Source organism: Martinezella miluonensis, from assembly GCF_900094545.1.
GTDB lineage: Bacteria > Pseudomonadota > Alphaproteobacteria > Rhizobiales > Rhizobiaceae > Rhizobium > Rhizobium miluonense.
This window is the reverse complement of the sequence record NZ_FMAH01000009.1, coordinates 41,748-58,861: the sequence shown is the minus strand read 5'-3', so window position 1 is coordinate 58,861 and position 17,114 is coordinate 41,748. Positions and strand designations below refer to the sequence as shown.

Here is a 17,114-nt window from a genome sequence, read left to right as displayed (position 1 = left end):
GCTCGAATGAGTTGCGCGGCCTTTCCAATGAGAAGACCAGATGATGATGCTTCTGGTTACGGTTGCAGCTAGAGGGGATCTATATGAAGTTGCCGGGGCTTTTACGCGGGGCTTGGCATGAGCGCACGCTGGACGGGGAGCTTACTATAACCAGTCCGTCTGTTTGCACGAACTTCGTTTCGAACGACGTAACAAGAACCAACGATGCAACTGCCCCAGGCAGGCGCCACCCGTCCTTAGAAGAATACATCCGTACCATAGGCAGGCACTATGTGGCTGCTGTGGTCGTCATGACAATGCTGATCGGTGCGACTTACCAGACCGTCGAAATCGCACTTGATCGCCATTCGCTACAACAAGACATTAGCTATCTTACGGGGCGCCAGTTTATTCGCTTCCAACAACTTACCAATCAGACGCGCGCTATCATGAGCGCCTCGGCCAATCCCAACATGCCTGATTACATCGTCAAGCCCATGGTTGAGGACGCGCGAAAGGCAATCGGCGACATCCGCGCTATGAGCGGCCAATTGGACGAACTGCATAAAAAACTAGAGCGGAACCTTTTGGAGAAGCTCAATCCACATGACGTCACATCCGAAAAGATGCGGACCGATCTTACAGGGCGACTGGAGGATTTTCTAACAAGAGCCGACAGGGTCCTCTCGGCAAAATTGGAGGATCGGCGTCAGCGTTATTCCTTCTGGGGGCCAATCGATTTTGCGGTCTCTTCGGATAGCGTGCTGATGCGCCAGTTCAGTGCCCTAATCGACAGCGCACATGATCGCAGCGATGGCAGTATAGATCATGCGCGCCTGATTAGTGCCGTGCTACTCGCATTAACAGCGACCGCCCTCATTCTCGCGACAACCATCTTATTTATGCCGCTTCTTAAAAAGCTGCGCAACGAGCATCGGCGAACCATCGATTTCGAGAGCAGATTGACTCATCAGGCGCATACCGACGCGCTTACCGGCCTCAACAATCGTTCCTGCTTCAACGAAATGCTGAATGAGTTTTTCGCATCGCTCGCACGAAGCGGTACGGGCTTTTCGATGCTGCTGGTCGATCTTGACCATTTCAAGGGCATCAACGACAGCTTAGGACATCCGGCAGGGGACGCGGTTCTGCGCCATGTCGCGCGCATGCTTAAAGGAACCTTTCGGTCCGGCGATGTCGTGGCAAGACTGGGTGGCGACGAATTCGCCATCCTGCTCCCTGAGCTTACCGATCTGAAGACGCTGGAAGCGCTCGCTCAGCGTGCGGTCGCGGTAGTCGCGACGGAATTTCGTTTTGACGGGCGGACCTTACCGGTCTCGGCCAGCATTGGCGGAGCAGCTGTACCCACGCATGCAACCGATGAAACAGCGCTCATGCGCGTTGCCGATCTGGCGCTTTATGCCGCAAAAGCCAAGCGCAATACGGCCGTCATCTTCGATGAAGCATCGCTGGCGCAGCGGCTTGAGGAAAACCAGCTGGTGGCTGCGCTGGCCTTCGCCGCTGACCGGAACGAGTTCGTGGTCTATTACCAGCAGAAGGTCAACCTTGAGACCGGCGAACACCTGGGATTCGAAGCATTGGTGCGCTGGAACCATCCCCGGCTTGGAATCTTACCTCCGGGTCGGTTCTTACCGCTCATGGAAGGTTCGCACTTCCTTAGAAGTATGACGCGCTGCGTGGTCCACACTGTTGCGCGCGACCTTAAGGCGTGGAAATCCGCAGGCCTCGTCCCTGGATCAGTGGCCATCAACCTTCCGGAAGTTCTGCTGGTCGGTGGCGACGGCTATGATCTCATTGCCGAGGCCATTGGGACCAACGAGCTCGAGTGGCGCGATTTTGCCGTGGAAGTGACAGAGGATGTGTTTCTCAATCGTGGTTCCAGCCAGATACTGGAGACAATCACGCGCTTCAGGAATAAGAGCATGTCGGTGTCGTTGGACGACTTCGGCACTGGATTTGCCTCACTCGTGCATTTGCGAGATTTCCCATTTGATGAGCTGAAAATCGACCGCAGTTTCGTTGCTCATCTTGGCAGCGATATTCGATCCGAGCAGATCGTGAGGGCGATGGTCGATCTGGCTCGAAGTCTGGGCAAACGATGTGTCGCAGAAGGCATTGAAAATGAAACACAGCGCGAGTTCCTCCTCAGAACGGGCTGCGAAGTCGGCCAGGGCTATCTATTTGCCAAGCCTGAACCTGCCAGTGCGGCCATCAGCCGTTTGAGCATTTCTAAACGGGCCACGAGCTCCTCATCGCGACCTCTGCTGCGGATTGCCGGACAGCGCTGACGTTTCGAATCCAGCCAAATTAATTGAAAAAGGAACTGTACATGAAGGGAATAATCCGGACATGGTTGGCAATTGCTTTGGTGGTGGCAGATGTCTCTGCACCAGCATTCGCCAGCAATGCTATGTCGGTGGACGTCGTCCATTTTTGGGTATCCAAAAGTGAGGCCGGCGCGCTGGATGTATTTCGAAAGGCCTGGGTAGCGGCTGGCAATCAGTGGGCCGATATGCCTGCCGAAAACAAAGTCGCAGTCCAGCGCGTCGTCAGCGACCGGATTGCCAACGGATATCCGCCAGCAGTGATGCAGTGGAATGCCAATGACGGATCGCGGGAACTACCGGAGATGGGAATCGTCCAGGATATAGAGGACGTTGCACAGGTGGACCACTGGCAGGATGTCATTCCCGCATCAGTGCTTGAGCGAATATCGTACCGGGGAAAAGTGTATTTCGCACCGACGAATATCCACGCGGAAAACTGGCTCTGGACGAGCACAAAGATGTTCGCGGATGCCGGTGTGAGCGTTCCAACTTCCTGGGATAATCTTTTCAGCGTCGCCGAAAAGATCAAAGCCGCCGGACATGTACCGATAGCGCTTGGCGGCGCGCGCTGGGAAGTATCTCTCATTTTCAATGACATCATATATGAAAAATTCGGGCCGGAAGGATATGCGCGTCTCATGAGTGGAAACGCGGCATTAGTCCAGGATCCACGCATGATAGAGGCTTTGGAAACGCTCTCACGTTTGTCGGACTACACAGAACCTTTTGCGATGCGGAAGAACAAGACCTGGGCGGACGCAACAGCAGAGGTCGGCGCAGGCCAAGCTGGCATGCAGTTCATGGGTGACTGGGCCAAGGGCGAGCTCATGGCTAAGGGCTATCACGTCGATAGTGACTTTGATTGCGCGCTTGTGCCTGGTACCTCGATTGCTTACTTTATGGTCATAGATGCATTTGCCTTTCCGCTGACGAACCGTGATGGCACAGCGGATGCTCAAAAAGCATTCGCGCGGATGGTCTTGGACCGCGATAATCAGGTCGCGTTTAGCCGCATCAAGGGGTCACTTCCTGTCCGCACGGATGTCGACCCGGCGGGTCTCGATCGCTGCGGGCAGCTTGGATTAAAGATGATCAAGGTCAAGAAAGGCGATGTAAGTGCTCAATCCCAAGCAATGCCGAGCCAGATGTCAGAAGGATGGATCGGCGTGGTGGGCGACTTCTTCAATAATAAGAATATGTCTCCACAAGAAGCGCAGAAACGCCTTTATGACATCTTGATGCAGCGGTGAGGCTCACAATCAACGGCACTAGGCGGCTGAGGCCAGCCACGCATATGAAGCGCGCTCAGGCCTTTGACGTCTGGGATAGCAGGTGGCCGAAGCGTTTTTTGTATTCGGCTGCAAAGCGCCCAAGATGGCTAAATCTCCACTTTGCAGCAACAGCGACAGGGACCGGAAGAAACCCTCGTCTTCCGGTCGCTTGATCCGGGCGGCGAGCCTGAACCGATGGGACACGAAAGGAACTGCGCCGCTGCTGTGATCTCGGCGCCCGGGCGCTAAGAGACAAGGACTGCCTGAAGGCCTGGTTGGAAAGCCGCCGGCGGTTTTTGAAGCCTTCGGAAGCCCGTCGCCCGACCGCGCCGGCATCTGCGCCGATGCCACGGTGAAGCCATGCACAATACCGGCATTAGCGATCGTTTCCCGGAAACCTTCACCTCCTATGTCGATTCCGGCTTCAGCCTGCTCTACAAGCGGTAGTACCGCTCGGCGTTGTCGTGGAACAGTGCCGAGCGTTCCGAGGCCGAGTAGCCGGCGGTGATCTCCTTGAAGGCGCTCCATATAGCGTCGTAGCTTGAGAACAGCTTATCTACCGGGAAATTCGAGGCGAACATCGCCCGCTCAACGCCGAAGGCGCCGATCGCCTCCTCGACATAGGGGCGGATGCTTTCGGCGGTCCAGGTCCAGTCCCCCATGCCGAGGCCAGAGATCTTGCAGGCGACGTTCGGCGCCTGCGCCAGCATATGCATGGCCTTGCGCCAGCCGTCGAAATGCGCGGGACCATCGACCTGCATGCCGGTATGGTTGAGAATGATTTGGACGTCGGGAAACTCCCGTGCGAGTTCGAGAAACTCCTCCATCTGCCAGTAGTAGAGCTGGAGGTCGAAGCTAAGGCCCCGACGCGCTAGTTCTTTGAAACCCCGGCGCCATTCCGGCGTTCGGCTTACCTCCGGCTCGGTCTGGTAGGTCTTGGCGGCATCGGTGTGATAGTTCATCGATTGGCGGATGCCTCGGAAATTGGCGTATTGCATATGTTCGTCGAGCAAATCGCCGACATCGGGCTTGCGCAGGTCAGCATAACCGACGATGCCATGCGGAAACCCGTGCTTGTCGGCAACGCCCTGCAGCCACTTGGTTTCACCGGCCGGGTTCTTCGGATCGAACCCGACATCGAGGTGGACCGCCTTGACGAGGTTCTGGTTCTTCGCGTCGGCGAGAAAATCCCCGATCAGGTAGGTCTTGTTGATGGCGGTATAGTCGCCGAAGGCGGACGGCTTGACGCCATCAGAAAGCCAGGGATAGTAGTTTGTCTCCAGATCCCAGAGGTGGAAATGGGGGTCGATAATGGCGATGTCGGACATGGTTCCTCCTCGGGGTGGCGCGGGAACGACAACCACGGCCGTGCCCGCCCTTTGCTGGTCAGTTGCTCGGCGGGAAGACGCGCGCGATGACGGCCTTCGCCTCTGGCGTGTCGATCTTGTCGGCCGTCACGAGCGGCATGACAAGAGCCAGATCCTTCTTGACCGATGCATTTGTCAGCGCGTTGAACACCTGCTGCGTGCCATCAATACCCTGGCCGACCGCTTCCTGGAAGAAAATGCCTTGAATGGCCTTGGCCTTGAGAAGCGCAATGGTCGTCGGGCTGCCGTCGGCGACCGCGATGCCGATCTTTCCAGTCAAGCCACGGGTCTCAAGAACCTTCGCCGCGCCCGTGCCGGCCTCGTCATACATTCCGTAGATCGCCTTGATGTCGGGATGGGCCGTCAGCATGTCATTGGCTTGCGTCACGGCTTCGTTGACGGTCAGACCGCGCGTCTCGAGCATCTGAACGAGTTCGCAACCGTCGGCCGCAAAGGCTGCCTGCGCACCCTTGAGATATTTCTGGGCGTTCTCGCGGTCCTGGGGCAGAGACAGCATGCCAACCTCGTTGCCGCCGCGCTCTTTCGCGAGCGCGCAGACGAAGCGGCCCTCTGCCTTACCGGTTTCGTAGTTATTCGCGGTGACGGAGGACGTGTAGTCCGTCTGGCCGGGCTGCGGGCCGATGCCGGCGAACGCGATCGGGATATTCTGCGATTTCAGATAGGCGAGCAGCGGCGGCGTGCTGGTTGAGCTCACAGGTCCGATGACGATCGCATCGACGCCTTTGGTCACGGCCGTGCGCGCATTGTCCATCTGCTTGGCCGGCGAATTCTCCGACGTGAATTCGACATAATTCATGCCGAGTTCTTGCGCCTTCTGCTTCACGCCAAAGCCGACCCATTGCCAATAGGAAATATCCAGCGAAGGCGCGAGATAGGCCACCGTCTTCTTTTCCTCCGCATGCGCAACGCTCGACAATGCCGCGAGTGCGACGCTCGCTACCATCGCCAGCCACCCGTTCAGTTTCTTCTTCATGCCTTCTTCCTCCTCTTGATGTCCAGGTCTCCCCCAGGACGGATTACACGGCACCGCGCCGCGATTTGCTGAAGCGATCGATCAGGACCGCGATCAGGATGGCGAGGCCGGTAACCGAACCCTGCCAGAAGCTGTTGATGCCGATGAGATTGACGCCGTTCTGAATGACGGTGATCATCAGGGCTCCAAGGACAGCGCCCACCGCCGTTCCCGTGCCGCCGAGCAGGCTGGCGCCGCCGATAACCACCGCTGCGATTGCCTGCAGCATCAGGCTGGAGCCAGCCGTCGATTCCGCGTTGAGAATGTAAGAGATGGTCAGCAATCCGGAGAAGGACGCGAGAAGGGATGAGGCGACATAGGCGAAGAACTGCGTCCGCTTGACGGGAATTCCAAGAAGATGCGCGGCTGCCGCGCTGCTGCCAACGGCGTAGAACCAGCGTCCCGCGACCATCTTCTTGAGAAATATCTCGATTGCGACGAGCAGCACGATGCTGAACAGGATATAGTTCGGAATACCGGGTATTATGCTGCCGCTATTTAGCAACCAGAAATCCGGATCGCCGATAGGCATCGATCGTCCGTTGGTGACGATGAAGGCAAGCGAGCCGGCGACAGCAAAAGTGATCAGCGTCACCACAAAGGGCGCAAGCCCCGCCACGGTGACGAGGAAGCCGTTGATCGAGCCGAACATCAGGCCGACACTGAGCCCGATGAGGCCAGAGCTCACGCCGCCGAAGCCCGCTGCCATGGCCTGCGCCGTGACCATGCCTGTCAGCGAAAAGACGGATCCGACGGAAAGGTCGATACCGCCGGTGATCACCACGAGAAGCACGCCGAGCGACATGATGATCAGCGGTGCGCCCGCCTGGGTGATGTTAGCGAAGTTTCCCCAGCTCAGTGCCTGCGGCACCTGGGTTCCAACCGCCAACACAAGAAGGACGATGGCCCCGGCGATCGCCAGTTCCGTCCGATAAGCCGAAAGGAGACTTTCCCGGGTCCGGATTACCGGTTGCGTTTCGATACCTGCGCCGGCTTGGTCCATAATGGTTTTCGTCATGCCGCCATTCCTGTCAGTGTCGCGAGCCTGTCCTCGCTGAGTTGGTCGCGTTCGATCACGCCTGATGAGCGCCCGTCGGTGTCGAAGGCCAGCACGCGGTCGCAAACTTCAAGTAGTTCCGCATTTTCCGTCGACCACCAGACGATCACGGTTCCGGTTGCCGCCATGGCGCGGATCAGTTGATAGATCTCCCGCTTGGTGCCGATATCGACGCCACGTGTGGGTTCTTCGAGGACTAGAAGGCGAGAGGGTATGTTCAGCCAGCGGGCGAGAAGCAGCTTCTGCTGCGTGCCGCCGCTCAGCGTGTTCGGCAGGTGCCAGAGCGAGCCCGCCTTTACCTTCAGCGCCTGCATGAGGTCGAGGCACTCGGCCCCTTCATGCTTGTTAGCGAAGAGCGAACCCCGTGTAACGCGACGCGATGCGAGCACGTTATCGATGATCGGTAGGGAATGAAGGATACCGCGATTAGCCCGGTCGCCTGTCACGAAACCCGCGCCGAGACGCGCCGCCTCGCGGGGGGAGCGGAAACGGCCAGGCCATCCTGCGCGCGTCACCGTCCAGCGCTTCGCGTGGGCCGCACCGACGAGGGCGGCGATCAGCGTCTCGGGCCCCGCCGGGGCACCGGCAACGCCGAGGATAGTCCCGGGCTGCAGCACGACGGAGAAGCCGTCTTCGGCGATGGCCAGCGGTTCTCCTGCCATAGACTGTTGCGCCGCGACCCTGGTGACCTGCGGAGCGGCCATAGCGTGGGCTTGGCCCATATGCTCGACGATCGCGAGGTCAGTCAGGTCGGCCGTCGGCACGCTCCTCACCACCGTCCTGCCGTCCCGGATGATCGAGCAGACATTGGCGATCTGGCGGATTTCCTTCATACGGTGCGAGACAAAGACGATCGAGAGGCCATTGTCCCGCGTCAGCCGCCGCAGGACGCCGAACAGCCGCTCCGTTTCGATTGCGGTGAGATTGGCGGTGGGCTCGTCAAGCAGGATGAGTTCGGCGCCCGAAGACAAGGCCCGCGCGATCTCCACCATCTGCCCCTGGTGCAGGCTGAGATCGCCGACGAAGCGATTCAGTGCGACCGCGGCGAAGTCCCGGTCGATCATCGACAAGGCATCTCGAGCTCGTCTTGTTGCCAGGCGTCGATCGTAGAGGCGAGAACCCTTGCGGAAGTGTGGCAGCGCGATGTTCTCCGCGACGGTCAAATGCGGGAGAAGCGCCAGTTCCTGATGGACCACGGCGACCTTGTGGCGACCGTCAGTCTGGCTGAGGATGTTGCCCGAGACGTCGCGGAAGACGAGTTCGCCACCGTCCTTCGTCGCCGTTCCGGTGATGATGCGGATGAGTGTCGACTTGCCCGCGCCATTGCCGCCGAGGAGCGCATGGATTTCGCCGCGAGCCACCGAGAAATCAATCCCTTTCAGCACTGAGGTCGCGCCATAGGCTTTGGTGAGGGAACGGACTGAGACGATGTTCTGATCTTCGGTCATGGTTCATGGTCCTCAATAGAGCGTGAGCGCCGGTATGAAGCTCGCTGCAAGCAGCAGTGCCATTGCCATGGCGAAGAAGGGCCAAAGCTGCCGCGTCGTCGCAGGCGCGGCCAGCACGGTTGACGATGCTGCCAGAAACTGGGGTCTGTTGATCTCGAACTTCATCTTCCCTCCTCCACCTGGAAACTGCTGTGGCCCGCCGCGCTCCTCAACGCGGCTACTGCGCGACCTAGCCGTCCAGCCACCCCCTGATTTGCGCCGCGACCTTCGCGGTCGATATGCCGTACATGTCATGCAAGGTCGGCAGGGCGCCCGCTTCAAGGAAGGCGTCCGGTAGCCCGATCTGCCGGAATGCGGCGGGACGTACGTTCGAGCGCATCAAGGTGGCGGCGACCGCCTCTCCGAGACCGCCGATGACAGTGTGGTTCTCAGCGACGACGACGAGCCGTCCCTGCTTGGCGCATTCGGCAAGGATCGTTGCTTCGTCGAGCGGCTTGATGGTAGGAACGTGCAGCACGGCGGCGTCGACGCCGTCCTTGCGGAGTTCTTCGGCCGCTTCGAGCGCCCGCATCGTCATCAGACCCGACGAAATGATCAACGTATCCCTGCCGTCGCGCAACAGCTTCGCCTTGCCCAGTTCGAACCGATAGCCGTATTCCTCGAGTACGAGTGGCACGTTGCCGCGGAGAAGCCGCATGTAGACCGGCCCCCGATGGGCAGCGATGGCGGGCACCGCCTGCTCGATCTCGCTTGCGTCGCAGGGATCGACGATGGTCAGGTTCGGCATGCCGCGGAACATTGCAATGTCCTCTGTCGCCTGGTGGCTGGGGCCGTAGCCGGTGGTGAGCCCGGGCAGCGCGCAGACGATCTTGACGTCCAGCATTTCCTCGGCGATCGCCAGGCAGATGAAGTCATAGGCCCGGCGCGAGGCGAAGACCGCATATGTCGTTACCCAGGGCTGCAGGCCTTCGCGCGCCATGCCGGCAGCCGACATCATGAGCAACTGCTCAGCCATCCCCATCTGATAGAAGCGGTCGGGATGGGCGGCGCGGAAGACATGCAAGTCGGTGTATTTTGCGAGATCGGCCGAAAGGCCGACAATGCGATCTTCCTTTTCCGCCAGCGCCGAGAGCGCGTGGCCGAAGGGTGCGGGCCGGGTGGGCTGGTTGGCTCCGGCAATGGAGGCGATCATCGCCGACGTGGTCAACCGTGGTCTGTCTGGGTTGCCGATTAGATGCGCCGGGCGTTCGTATTTCGAGCGTCTCATGCCGTTATTCCCGCGTCGATGATCCGAAGCGCCTCTGTCCATTCATGCGGTTCTACGCGCAGGAAGTGGTTGCGCTCGCGTACTTCAAGCAAAGGCACGCCTTTGGCCATTTTCGTATCGCAGATGATGATCCTGGGCTGCGGCCCAGAATGATGGCGCGCCTTGTCGAAGGCTTCGACGAGTGCATCGATGTCGTTGCCGTCGACGCGCTGGACGAACCAGCCGAAGGCCTCGAACTTCGGCCCGAGCGGCTCGAAGTTGAGGACGCCGAGTGACGGACCGTCGGCCTGCATCTGGTTGACGTCGACGATGCCGATCAGGTTGTCGAGCTTGTAGGACCCGGCAGACATCGCCGCTTCCCAGGTCGAACCCTCGTCGAGTTCGCCGTCGGAAAACAGGTTGTAGACGAAGGAACGCGAGCGCCTGCGCTTGAGCGCGAGCGACATGCCGACCGCTATGCCGAGGCCGTGGCCGAGCGATCCGCCGGTGATTTCCATGCCCGGCGTGTAGGCGGCCATGCCCGACATGGGCAGGCGGCTGTCATCCATGCCGTAGGTCTCAAGTTCATCCTCCGGAACGATCTTCGCCTCGATCAGCGCCGCGTAGAGCGCAATGGCATAGTGGCCGATCGACAGCAGGAAACGGTCGCGGCCTTCCCATTCCGGATCTTCCGGTTTGTAGGTCGTGGCATGGAAATAAGCGACCGCCAGAACGTCGGCGATGCCAAGCGCCTGCGCGATGTAGCCCTGGCCCTGAACCTCGCCCATGCGCAGGGCGTGCCGGCGAATGCGCCGCGCCCGTTCGGGAAGACTGATATTATGACCAATCTGGACCATGCTTTTCCTATCCTTGTCAGACTGTTCGCGGGCCGATTAGTGGATCAGCATGCCGCCATTGACGTCGATGACCGCACCGGTGACGTAGGCCGAAAGATCGGATGCGAGGAAGAGATAGATGTTAGCCACGTCACCGGCGTCGCCCAATCGGTTGAGCGGGATGCCCTTGATGATGTCGGCGCGCATGTCGGCCGAAAGCTTGTCGCCGGTGATATCTGTCTGGATGAGGCCGGGCGTCACGCAATTGACGCGAATGCCGTTTGGACCAAACTCCCGCGCCATGGCCTTTGCGAGGCCGAGGACGCCGGCCTTGGCGGCGGAATAGTGGGGGCCGCCGAAAATGCCGCCGCCGCGCTGCGCCGAAACTGACGACATGCAGGCAATCGACCCGCCGCCGTTATCGCGCATGTTGGGAATGAAGACCTGGCTGAGGTTGAGTACGCCTGTCATGTTGACGGCGACGATGCGCTGCCAGTCCGCATCCGAGATATCCAGTGTTTTCACCGGTTGGGTGATGCCGGCATTATTGATGAGGATGTTCGCCGTGCCGAAGGCAGCAAGAACGTCGCTGGCGGCTGACGCGCAAGAGCTTCGATCGGCCACGTCGCAGCGCAGCCCAATATGCCCACCATGCCCGACTGGCGGCAGATCGCCCGCGGCGGCTTTCGCCTGATCGGCATCGATGTCGAGAATGGCGACACGAGCACCGTGCGATGCGAAAAGCTCCGCTGTAGCCCGGCCGATACCACGTTTGCTTGCCGCGCCAGAAATGACCGCGGACTTTCCCTTTAACAGCATCTCGCTCTCCTCCCGATGCCTCCCTGGCATCTGGCAACACCGTCGAATGGATCACTCCATAACGAGATTTCTGACCGAATAGGGCGGCCGCGACAAACGCGAAGTTTACATCGATAGGTGAATCTGGTTCACTAATCTGATGTTGCATCTCGCTTCACTCTCCGCGATGCGGATCTTTGAATCGGCTGCGCGCCTTGGCTCCTTCCGGGCGGCGGCTGAGGAACTCCGTTTATCTCCAAGTGCCGTCAGTCACGCCATTAGCAAGTTGGAACGCGATCTTGGCACCGCTTTGTTTGAGCGAACCACCCGCAACGTCGTACTCACTCTTTCGGGGCAGACCCTGCTCAACCACGCGTCCAGCGCGTTTGAAGAACTGCGCCGGGGTGTTGATATGATTTCATCCAACAAGTCTCAATTGTTGCGGCTTCACTGCGCTCCGAGCTTCGCCGCTCAGGTCCTATCGCCGCGCCTGCCGCAGTTCCTCAGGGAGAATCCGGGAATCGAGGTCCGGGTGGCCGCCAGTACGAACTACGCCCGCTTCGTTGACGGGCTCTTCGATGCCGATGTCGTCTACGGCGAACCGTTCAATCGCGAGGACCTGATCGTCATTCCGCTTTCCGAGGAGATCGTCTCGCCGCTTTGCGCGCCCGAACTTGCGCATCAGATCAAATCCCCGCGTGACCTGCTCCACCAACCGCTAATCCGGAGCGATCTTAAACGCATACAGTGGGTCGATTGGTTCGAAGCCAATGATCTCGGACCACCACCTCCGCCGTCGATGAGCTTTGATCGCAGCTTCCTCGCTCTCGATGCTGCCGTTAACGGGCTCGGCGTCGCGCTCGAATCCGACGTGCTGGCCAGGCGCGAACTGGAAAGCGGTAAGCTGGTCCGCCCTCTCCATCGGATCTGTCGCGACAACCGCTACATCGGCCACTATCTCGCCTATCCCAAATCCGGCAGCCAGCGGCGACTCGCCCGCATTTTTGCCGACTGGCTGACGCGTCAATGCCAACCGCCTGCAAGTGGTTCGGCTTAGTGCCGTGACACTGGTGGAACTGGATTTTGTCCGGCAACACCATTCCGCTCGCCGGGAATCTGGTTTGCAGCGCAAGGCGCGAAATCGTCAGATGTGACGGGGATGCTTTTCGATCAGTTCGGTACGATGACATAATCCTCTATTTCCGGGCTTAGTGCGGCCGTTCTTCCGGACTATCTTGCTGACATTGAAATCGCGTAAGGACGCCTGGTAGCGGTGCTGAAGAAATCGGTTCCGGGCGCGGGACCTTATTGGCTGGCCTGGGCGCAAAACACTGAACACAGTTGTCGGAAGCCAGTAAGTGTCATGTTATCACGTTTGACGAGGCTTTGCTTTTAGCGGGCGGCCAGCCAGGCCTTAACGCCCGTGAGGCTGTAGAAGTCATCGACTGCGCGTACGCTGACTGCAGGCAGCGCGGCGGCTGCCATTTCCGCCAGAGCACGGCCAGGCCCGAGTTCCAGGATCGCGGTGACGCCACGTTCAGCCAAGGCTTCAATCATGCCTGCCCAATCGATCCTCTCAGCCAGTTGCCGCGCCAGACCCTTGTGAGCGCGATGCGGATCGGCAACGAGAGTGGCGCCACTGGCGGTCATGAGTCGGAGGGCCGGACGGCTCATGGCCACTGAAGTAAGGGCTTTGTCAAATGGTGCCACCGCACCGGCGAGCCGCGGTGTATGGGAGGCGACATGTACCATCATCGGGGCGGCACGCGCGGCACCTTCCTCCAGCGCCGCTGCGCAGAGCGCATCGATCGATCGTCTGTCACCGCCAACGATGAACAGAAGATCCGGATTCACAATGGCAATCGCGCAGCCGAACCGGGTGGCGAGCTGCTCCACGGCCATCTGTGGCAAGCCGCGCACATAGCCAAGCCCGTCATCCGGCCCACCCGCAGCATCCATTGCACGCGCCCGCTGATCGACAAGCTTGAAAGTATCCATGGGAGACCAGATGCCGGCCACTCCCCATGCCGCCATTTCGCCGACGCTGTAGCCGGCCACCATCGTTTCGTTTGACGCGCCGTTCGGAAAAAGAGCGCGAGCAGTGGCAAGCGCACGCGTCACGCACAGGATTTGGCCCTCGCGGTTGGCATGCAAGGCAGCGTCGGGTGCAGTCCGGCAGAAGTCGGTTGGGTGGGTTCCGAGCACTGCGGTTGCGGCCTCGAAAACGGGCTGTGCATCGGGTTCCGTTGCCAGCAGCCGGAACATCTCCCGATTCTGAAGACCTTGGCCCGAACAGAGCAGCGCGAGGGTCACAATTCCAACACCTCAGTAAACAGCGCCATGGCAAGAAGATCGGCGCAACCGCCCGGGCTGAGATGGCGCATGACGAATGCCTCGTGAATGGCTTTGGCATCCCATCGCCAGTTCGCCCGTCCGACCCCGCCATCCGCCAGGAAGGCACGGGCCTTGTCACGAGCGAAATTCAGTCCTTCGAGGCCGCCGCGATAAAGCAGGTTGCTGTCTCCGACGGCCACGATCAGTGCCATGCACGCATGGACCCTTGCGGCTTCCTCGTCACCCGCCGCCAGGCGGCGCCCTTCGACAAGGGCAGGACGGGCGATATCATATACGGATGGCATGCCGGCGGCTGCCTCTGCCCGAGCACCCCCGAGATGATAGCGACGCGCCACAACGCTGCCGTGACTGTCGTGTTCCGGCGCCTTGGTGATGATGTCCTGTCCCCAACGCACCGCGATAAGAGCGCCGAGCGGTGCCTGCCAATCGCAAGTTGCTCTCAAGCCGGCAGCCGCCGCCAGAAGACCGAGGCCGAAGATGGCGCCGCGATGGGTATTCACCCCTCCAGTCGCATCCCGCATTGCTTTTTCTGCCTCTACACCGATTTGGCGCAAGCGATCCATGTCCGCGTCCATGGCGCCTGCCTCTGCAAGAGCGATGAAGTACGGCTCCAGCGTCCGAGCGCTGAGACGCAGCAGCTCGGCGTCCATATCGGCGTGAGCGCCGTTGTCGATATGACTGACCAGGCCAGGCTTGGGCCAGGTTTCCAGCTCCAGGATGAGCGCCTGTGTGGCATACCACCCGATCCACACGGGGTCGCAATGCCTGGCCGCGGCGGGACGTCTTTCAGCCAATAGGGGCAAGGTCATACAAACAGCGCCTCCCGCGCGATCAGGGCCGATCCGGTATGGGATTTAACCAAGAGCTCCGGGTTTCCCGACAGCCACTCCCGCCACTGCACGGCTGTGCCGCACGGGGTCACCAATTCTGCGTCGATCCGCATCGGCGCACGTTCGGCAACACGGTTCAGCAAATCCGTTGCTTGCGCGGCATCGATGCTGGAGCGACAGGTGATCAACAGGTCAAGATCTGACATTGTGGTCAGATAGGAAAGGCCGGTCAGGTGTTGCCACGCCAAACTGCCGAAGCAGCGACAAAAGGCGCCTAGCTCCAAGAGCGCCTCAAGTGTCGGGCGCCACCGGACCGGCGCTGCAGGCAAGACATCGTGCAGGAGAGGGGGAGGGGTGGTCCGTATCACGGCAGTTGGAGGGCACGCGAGAGCAAGACGTTTGCGCCCCATGTCCGGAGGAAGAGGCAGTCCCAAGGGTACGATGTCCATCGCGTCGGTGCAGATTCGGCGACGGAAAATCGCTGGCCGCCCTGATGCCGCCCATGCAAGCAGATCGGGCTCCATTTCCCCCTCGACTTGGCCGTGCAGCAGGCCGGGCCATGCTTCGGAGCGCACATAGGCAAGATCATGGCGGCGGAGGGCGGCGACATCAACCATGGAGCAAAGCCAGCCGTTCTACTTCGGCCGCAATCATGGCGGCCTTCGGCCGGCCACCGCGATCGGCGCCCAATTGCGCCCGCAGGTCATTCGAAACGGGCTTGGCAAGAAGTGCCGCGAGTTGGGTATTCAAAGAGGCGGCCGGATCCCAAACTTTCGCTATGGCGCCGGTTGCAAGAAGATTGTCGAGGCCGGGCGCGAAGACGGGCGTTGTCTCGGCCTTTTCTTTCAGTGTGGCGAGCGGCAGCTTGGTCACCCGGGCCATGGATGGCAAGTCCATGACTTCGGGCCAGGCGGTGGGCAGGGCTACTAGCGACCCGCAGGCGAGCGCGGTGGCGATGAAGGCGCCGGCAGCGCTGCCACCGTAGAGAAGGCCCACCGTGCGATGTCCCACACGCTCGGCCTGCCACAGGGCCTTCGCCAAGTGCGCCAGTGCCTCGCTGAGACCCAGGAGTTCATCGCGCCGGCTCATCCGTTGGCTACCGGAGTCGACCAGGAATAACAGCGGAGATCTGTCCGGCCGCCGGGCGACCGAAAGGACATGCGCGGCCAGCGCTATCGCCTCATCGACGCCCGGATAGGTCTTGTCGATAATGCCGATCAGATCGATCCGGGTTTGATGGTCCAACCGGCCCCAACCGGTAACAAGTCCGCCCGCCTGCGCCACCTCGTGGCCGACCGGAAAGAGTGAGGAAAGGATATCAGCGAGCTGCATCGGCACTCTCCCGATGGATATTGGCTGTGGTGAGGAAGGTCTCGATGTCCTGTTCCGGTATCTCGCCGGGGTGCTCAATATGTAGCCGCGCCCATATCTCCGTAGCGTCATGGGCATGGCCAAAATGGCGCAATCGATCTTCGAGCCGCGTCTGCTCCGCTTCGAGCACCGCGTGGTCCAAGGTGGCTGGCCGTTGTAGCGCGGCAATCGCACCAGCCCGGAAGGCGGCGATGTCGTCTTCGACGAAGGCATCAACCCCGCCAATCAGGTAGCGATGCTTGCCCCCCATGGTTCGCCAGACCAAGGCCCGATCGCGGGAGTCGAATTCTTCCACGCCTTTGTTCGTCTCGATAACCTCCGGCCCGGAAACGGACAGGCGCCCCTGCTCGGAGATGACGAGCGCCGAACAGCAGCCGGCAATCAGACTGCCGCCGCCGTAGCAGCCCGCCCTGCCACCAAGCAGCCCGATGACGCGCACGCCATCGGATCTCGCATCCAGCACGGCTCGGATGATCTCGGAAATCGCCAGTTCACCGGCATTGGCCTCCTGCAGGCGCACGCCACCCGTGTCGAAGAGAATGACGATATCCCGCCGCATCTTGCTCGCAGCACGCAGCAGGCCTGTCAGCTTGGCGCCGTGCACTTCGCCAATCGCACCGCCCATGAAGCGCCCTTCCTGGGCAGCCACCAGAACGGGGCGGCTGTCGATGCGGCCGGTGCCGACGATGATGCCGTCATCGAACTGCCGTGGCAAATCGAAGAGCGCAAGGTGAGGGCTCGTCTCCCGCCGTTCCGGGCCTAAGAATTCGGTGAAGCTGTCGGCATCGAGCAGATGCGACAACCGGCCACGAGCAGATTCTTCATACCAGCTTCGGCGCAGCGTGTGAGGATTGTTCATTCTGGCTTCTCCATCAGCCGTACGCCCTGGGCAAGGCGCAGCGCCACCATGTCAGGCCGTGCGCCGCCATCATTGATCGTGATGCGTAGACCGCCGGCGGCCGAGCGCGCCGCGAAATCTTCGGTAACCGCTGCCCAAAGCTCGGTGAAACCATGCGCGGGTGTCGCTATCTCGATGACGCAACGGTCGGGCGCCTCCCGCCGTTCAAGTAATACTTCGAGGTTACCCGAAGCGACGACGCCCACCACGGCGACGATGCGAGTTCCGCCGGCCTGGGTTGTTTTCAATTCATAGAGCAGATTTTCCATGGTATCGG

At 60.5% G+C, this 17,114-nt stretch carries 18 protein-coding genes; 4 read left to right on the top strand and 14 right to left on the bottom strand.

The window, feature by feature from the left end; genetic code table 11:
* Nucleotides 1-290 precede the first annotated feature (290 nt).
* The 3 genes from GA0061102_RS10760 to GA0061102_RS32570 all read left to right on the top strand — a co-directional run bounded on the left by GA0061102_RS10760 (nt 291) and on the right by GA0061102_RS32570 (nt 3,954).
* The gene (locus GA0061102_RS10760) at nt 291-2,288 is read left to right on the top strand and encodes a putative bifunctional diguanylate cyclase/phosphodiesterase (protein WP_342588033.1); all 1,998 of its coding nucleotides are present in this window, start codon (nt 291-293) and stop codon (nt 2,286-2,288) included.
* A gap of 41 nt (nt 2,289-2,329) precedes the next feature.
* A complete protein-coding gene (locus GA0061102_RS10755; RefSeq protein WP_092846705.1) occupies nt 2,330-3,577 on the top strand; it encodes an ABC transporter substrate-binding protein in 1,248 nt (415 codons plus the stop codon).
* A 233-nt stretch (nt 3,578-3,810) separates the two neighbouring features.
* A complete protein-coding gene (locus GA0061102_RS32570) occupies nt 3,811-3,954 on the top strand; it encodes a hypothetical protein (protein ID WP_139115048.1) in 144 nt (47 codons plus the stop codon).
* Nucleotides 3,955-4,032: 78 nt separating this feature from the next.
* Here the strand turns inward: GA0061102_RS32570 and GA0061102_RS10745 are convergent, their stop codons facing one another.
* From GA0061102_RS10745 to GA0061102_RS10710, 8 genes are all read right to left on the bottom strand, one after another.
* On the bottom strand, nt 4,033-4,926 hold the full coding sequence (locus GA0061102_RS10745; RefSeq protein ID WP_092846703.1) for an amidohydrolase family protein: 894 nt from the start codon (nt 4,924-4,926) through the stop codon (nt 4,033-4,035).
* A gap of 58 nt (nt 4,927-4,984) precedes the next feature.
* Entirely contained in the window at nt 4,985-5,959 is a 975-nt protein-coding gene (locus GA0061102_RS10740) for a substrate-binding domain-containing protein (RefSeq protein WP_092846701.1), read from the bottom strand.
* A gap of 43 nt (nt 5,960-6,002) precedes the next feature.
* Nucleotides 6,003-7,016, bottom strand: a complete 1,014-nt coding sequence (locus tag GA0061102_RS10735; protein WP_092846699.1) for an ABC transporter permease — start codon at nt 7,014-7,016, stop codon at nt 6,003-6,005.
* Complete coding sequence (locus GA0061102_RS10730; RefSeq protein WP_092846697.1) at nt 7,013-8,503, bottom strand: sugar ABC transporter ATP-binding protein; 1,491 nt, start codon at nt 8,501-8,503, stop codon at nt 7,013-7,015. Before GA0061102_RS10730 ends, GA0061102_RS10735 begins: the two co-directional genes overlap by 4 nt.
* 12 nt (nt 8,504-8,515) lie before the next feature.
* Nucleotides 8,516-8,668: a hypothetical protein gene (locus GA0061102_RS33125; protein WP_167667956.1), complete on the bottom strand. Its 153-nt coding sequence runs from the start codon at nt 8,666-8,668 to the stop codon at nt 8,516-8,518.
* Between the two features lie 64 nt (nt 8,669-8,732).
* Nucleotides 8,733-9,770, bottom strand: coding sequence for a transketolase family protein (locus GA0061102_RS10720; RefSeq protein WP_092846693.1), 1,038 nt, complete (start codon nt 9,768-9,770; stop codon nt 8,733-8,735).
* Nucleotides 9,767-10,606 (bottom strand): transketolase, encoded by an 840-nt coding sequence (locus tag GA0061102_RS10715; RefSeq protein WP_092846691.1) that lies wholly within the window; start codon nt 10,604-10,606, stop codon nt 9,767-9,769. Before GA0061102_RS10715 ends, GA0061102_RS10720 begins: the two co-directional genes overlap by 4 nt.
* Nucleotides 10,607-10,642: 36 nt before the next feature.
* On the bottom strand, nt 10,643-11,404 hold the full coding sequence (locus tag GA0061102_RS10710; RefSeq protein WP_092846689.1) for an SDR family NAD(P)-dependent oxidoreductase: 762 nt from the start codon (nt 11,402-11,404) through the stop codon (nt 10,643-10,645).
* A 139-nt stretch (nt 11,405-11,543) separates the two neighbouring features.
* Here GA0061102_RS10710 and GA0061102_RS10705 point away from each other — a divergent pair, with 139 nt between their 5' ends.
* Nucleotides 11,544-12,440 carry a LysR substrate-binding domain-containing protein gene (locus tag GA0061102_RS10705; protein ID WP_092846687.1) on the top strand — a complete coding sequence of 299 codons (897 nt, stop codon included), beginning with the start codon at nt 11,544-11,546 and terminating at the stop codon, nt 12,438-12,440.
* Nucleotides 12,441-12,775: 335 nt separating this feature from the next.
* Here the strand turns inward: GA0061102_RS10705 and GA0061102_RS10695 are convergent, their stop codons facing one another.
* From GA0061102_RS10695 to mdcC, 6 genes are read right to left on the bottom strand one after another with little or no spacing between them, the layout of a single operon-like run.
* Complete coding sequence (locus GA0061102_RS10695; protein ID WP_092846685.1) at nt 12,776-13,696, bottom strand: ACP S-malonyltransferase; 921 nt, start codon at nt 13,694-13,696, stop codon at nt 12,776-12,778.
* Nucleotides 13,693-14,547 (bottom strand): triphosphoribosyl-dephospho-CoA synthase MdcB, encoded by an 855-nt coding sequence (gene mdcB, locus GA0061102_RS10690; protein ID WP_092846683.1) that lies wholly within the window; start codon nt 14,545-14,547, stop codon nt 13,693-13,695. Before mdcB ends, GA0061102_RS10695 begins: the two co-directional genes overlap by 4 nt.
* Nucleotides 14,544-15,185, bottom strand: coding sequence for a malonate decarboxylase holo-[acyl-carrier-protein] synthase (mdcG, locus tag GA0061102_RS10685; RefSeq protein ID WP_092846681.1), 642 nt, complete (start codon nt 15,183-15,185; stop codon nt 14,544-14,546). The genes mdcB and mdcG overlap by 4 nt, the downstream gene beginning before the upstream one ends.
* Nucleotides 15,178-15,900 carry a biotin-independent malonate decarboxylase subunit gamma gene (locus GA0061102_RS10680; protein WP_092846679.1) on the bottom strand — a complete coding sequence of 241 codons (723 nt, stop codon included), beginning with the start codon at nt 15,898-15,900 and terminating at the stop codon, nt 15,178-15,180. Before GA0061102_RS10680 ends, mdcG begins: the two co-directional genes overlap by 8 nt.
* Entirely contained in the window at nt 15,887-16,798 is a 912-nt protein-coding gene (locus GA0061102_RS10675) for a biotin-independent malonate decarboxylase subunit beta (protein WP_092846677.1), read from the bottom strand. Before GA0061102_RS10675 ends, GA0061102_RS10680 begins: the two co-directional genes overlap by 14 nt.
* Complete coding sequence (gene mdcC, locus GA0061102_RS10670) at nt 16,795-17,106, bottom strand: malonate decarboxylase acyl carrier protein (protein WP_092846675.1); 312 nt, start codon at nt 17,104-17,106, stop codon at nt 16,795-16,797. The genes GA0061102_RS10675 and mdcC overlap by 4 nt, the downstream gene beginning before the upstream one ends.
* Nucleotides 17,107-17,114: the final 8 nt, after the last annotated feature.